The sequence below is a fragment of the Rhodosalinus sp. genome (assembly GCF_046542825.1).
Taxonomy (GTDB): domain Bacteria; phylum Pseudomonadota; class Alphaproteobacteria; order Rhodobacterales; family Rhodobacteraceae; genus Rhodosalinus.
On the sequence record NZ_JBKHAQ010000180.1, the window covers coordinates 1 to 3,045 of the forward strand.

General features: G+C 70.4%; 2 protein-coding genes. Both read right to left on the minus strand.

Annotated elements, in window-relative coordinates; all coding sequences use genetic code 11:
• Window positions 1-2,207 (minus strand): magnesium chelatase subunit H (locus ACLFOB_RS14745; RefSeq protein WP_410926579.1); only part of this gene is annotated, 2,207 nt, incomplete at its 3' end.
• Window positions 2,197-3,045, minus strand: an 849-nt coding sequence (locus ACLFOB_RS14750; protein WP_410926580.1) for a nitrogenase component 1, incomplete at its 5' end; no start/stop codon positions are given. The genes ACLFOB_RS14750 and ACLFOB_RS14745, both read right to left, overlap by 11 nt.

Below are 3,045 nucleotides of genomic sequence, written 5' to 3' on the forward strand. Positions count from 1 at the left end.
GGCCGGCCCAGCACATGCAGCCCCTCGGGGATCAGCGCGTCCTCGGTCTCCAGCAGCTTCAGCCAGAGCGCCTCGGGCGGCGTGCCGGTCATGTCCACCGCGTCCGCCTGCTCGGCGATCAGTGCCTCCAGCTCCTCGCGCGCGGGGTCGTCCGCCGCCATCCCGCGCCAGCGGGTGAGCGAATCCTTCAGCTCCGCCAGTCCCTTGTAGAGGCCCGAGGCCGCGAGCGGGGGGGTCAGATGGGTGATGGTCACAGCCCCCGAGCGCCGCTTGGCAAGGCTTGCCTCGGAGGGGTTGTTCGAGGCGTAGAGATAGACGTTCGGCATCTCGCCGATCAGCCGGTCTGGCCAGTCCATCGCGCCCATGCCCGCCTGCTTGCCCGGCATGAACTCCAGCGCGCCGTGCATCCCGAAGTGCAGGATGGCGTCCGCCTGATAGGTGTTCCGGAGCCAGAGGTAGAAGGTGACGAAGGCATGCGTCGGGGCAAAGCCCTTCTCGAACAGCAGGCGCATCGGGTCGCCCTCGTAGCCGAAGGCCGGCTGGATCCCGACGAAGACCTTGCCGAAATGCGCGCCCAGCACGAAGACGCCGCGCCCGTCGGACTGCACCTTGCCCGGCGCCGGGCCCCAGACCGCCTCGATCTCCTTGAGCGGGGGCGTGTTGCGCACGATCTCGTCGGCGCTCACATGGGCGGCGACATTCGCCTCCTGCCCGTATTGCGCCGCGTTGCCCTCCAGCACCGCGGCGCGCAGGGCCTCCACGCTCTCGGGCGGGTCCAGGTCGTAGCCCGCCTGCGCCATCCGGTGCAGCGTGTTGTAAAGGCTCTCCCACACCGCGAGATAGGCCGCGGTGCCCACCGCGCCCGCGTTCGGCGGAAAGCCGAAGAGCACCACGCCCACCTTCTTCGCGGCGTTTTCCTTGCGGCGCAGCCGGATCTGGCGTTCCACCCGCTCGGCCAGGCTCTCGATCCGCTCGTGGCAGGGCGCCATGTCGCGGCTCTCCTGCTCCACGCGGCAGGCGTAACGGCACCCCTGGCAGGGCTCCGTCCCGTGCCGCCCGGCGAAGACGCAAGGGTTCGTGGCCCCGTCGAGCTCCGGCAGCGCGATCAGCATCGTGGTCTCGATCGGCCCCAGCCCCTGCGGGGAGCCGGCCCATTGCGCCAGCGTCTGGAACTCCAGCGGATGCGCGGCCAGATAGGGCACGTCGAGCCCCTGCAGCACCTCGACCGCCGCCTCGCTGTCGTTGTAGGCTGGCCCGCCCACCAGGCTGAAACCGGTCAGCGACAGCAGCGCGTCGATCTTCGCGCCCGCCTCGTCGCGGAAAAACGTCGCGATCGCCGGCCGCCCGTCGAGCCCCCCGGCGAACGCCGGCAGCACGCGCAGTCCCTTTGCCTCCAGCGCCCGGATCACCGCGTCGTAATGCGCCGTATCGCCCGACAGGACGTAGCTCCGCATCATCAACAGGCCCACGGTGCCCTTGGGCGCCTCTGCCGCGGGCAGCGCCGCCGCGTCCTCGGTGATCCGCTCGGCCAGGTCGGGGTGGTAAAGGCCCACCTCCGGGTATTCCACCGGCGCCGGCGCCTCGCCTCCGCGCCAGCCCTCGTGCCGGCAGTAGCGCGACAGCAGGAAACGCAGCATCGCCTCGATGTTGTCGTCCGACCCGCCCAGCCAGTACTGCATCACCAGGAACCAGGCGCGCAGGTCCTGCGCCTTGCCGGGGATGTACTTCAGGATCTTCGGCAGACGGCGCAGCATCCGCATCCTGCTCTCGCCCGAATCCGACGAGGGCTTGGAGGACCCGCGCAGCCGCTTGATCAGCTTGCGCATCCCGCTCTCGGGCGCCGCCATGTCCAGCGTGCCCATGCGTGTGAGCTTCACGATCGCCGCGTCCGCGATCACCCCCGCCATCGCGTCGCAGTGATCGCGCCGGGCCTGCAGATGCGGCAGGATCGGCTTCACGTGCTCCTCGAGGAAGAGCAGGTTGGCGATCACGATGTCGCCCTGCTCGATCGCCTCGACCGCGCGCTCGAAGGCGCCGGGCGTCTCGCCCCACTCGGCCGCGGCGTGCAGAGAGACCGACAAGCCCGGAAACTCGCGCGAGAGCCGCTGCGCCACCCGGTCGCAGGCGCTCGCCGCGTGGGCGTCGAGCGTCAGGATCGTGACGCGGTAGCCGGGCATCCGGCGGGTTATCGCACCGTCATCGCGCATAATGCGCCTTCGCCTCGTAAAGGGTGTCCACACCGATCTCGGCCACTCCGCGCTCGCGCGCGAAGGCCTCGGTGTTCCGCTTCGCCTTGCCGCGCACGAAGAAGGGGATCTTCTTCAGCTCCTTCTCGGCGGCAGGCAGCCAGACCACCTCGACTCCTCCGCCTGCCGCGCCCGGTCCTTCCTCTTGCGGGGAAATACCCCGGGGGGAGTCCGGCGCAGCCGGACGGGGGGCAGCGCCCCCCTGCGGCACCTCGGCCATGGCGGGCTCCGGGGCGGCGCGCCGCGCGGGCGAATGGGCCGCGTGATGCGAGGGACCGGCTGCGTCGTTGAACTCGAAGTCCTCGCGGAACATGTGCAGCAGGTGCTCCTCCAGCCCCATGACCAGCGGGTGCACCCAGGTGTCGAAGATCACGTTCGCGCCTTCGAAGCCCATCTGGGGCGAATAGCGGGCGGGAAAGTCCTGCACATGCACGGGGGCGGAGATGACGGCGCAGGGGATCCCGAGGCGCTTGCCGATGTGGCGCTCCATCTGCGTGCCGAGGATCATCTCGGGCGCGGCCGCCTCGATGGCGGCCTCCACCTCGAGGTAGTCGTCGGTGATCGTGGCCTCGACGCCGTAATCCCTGGCCACGCGGCGGATCATGCGGGCCTGCTCGCGGTTGTAGCAGCCCAGGCCCACCACCTCGAAGCCCATCTCGTCGCGCGCGATTCGCGCGGCCGCGGCGACATGGGTGCCGTCGCCGAAGAGGAAGACGCGCTTGGCCGTCAGGTAGGTCGAATCGACGCTCGCCGAATACCACGGCAGGCGCAGGCGGCTCTCGTCGGCCCTGACGGGCAG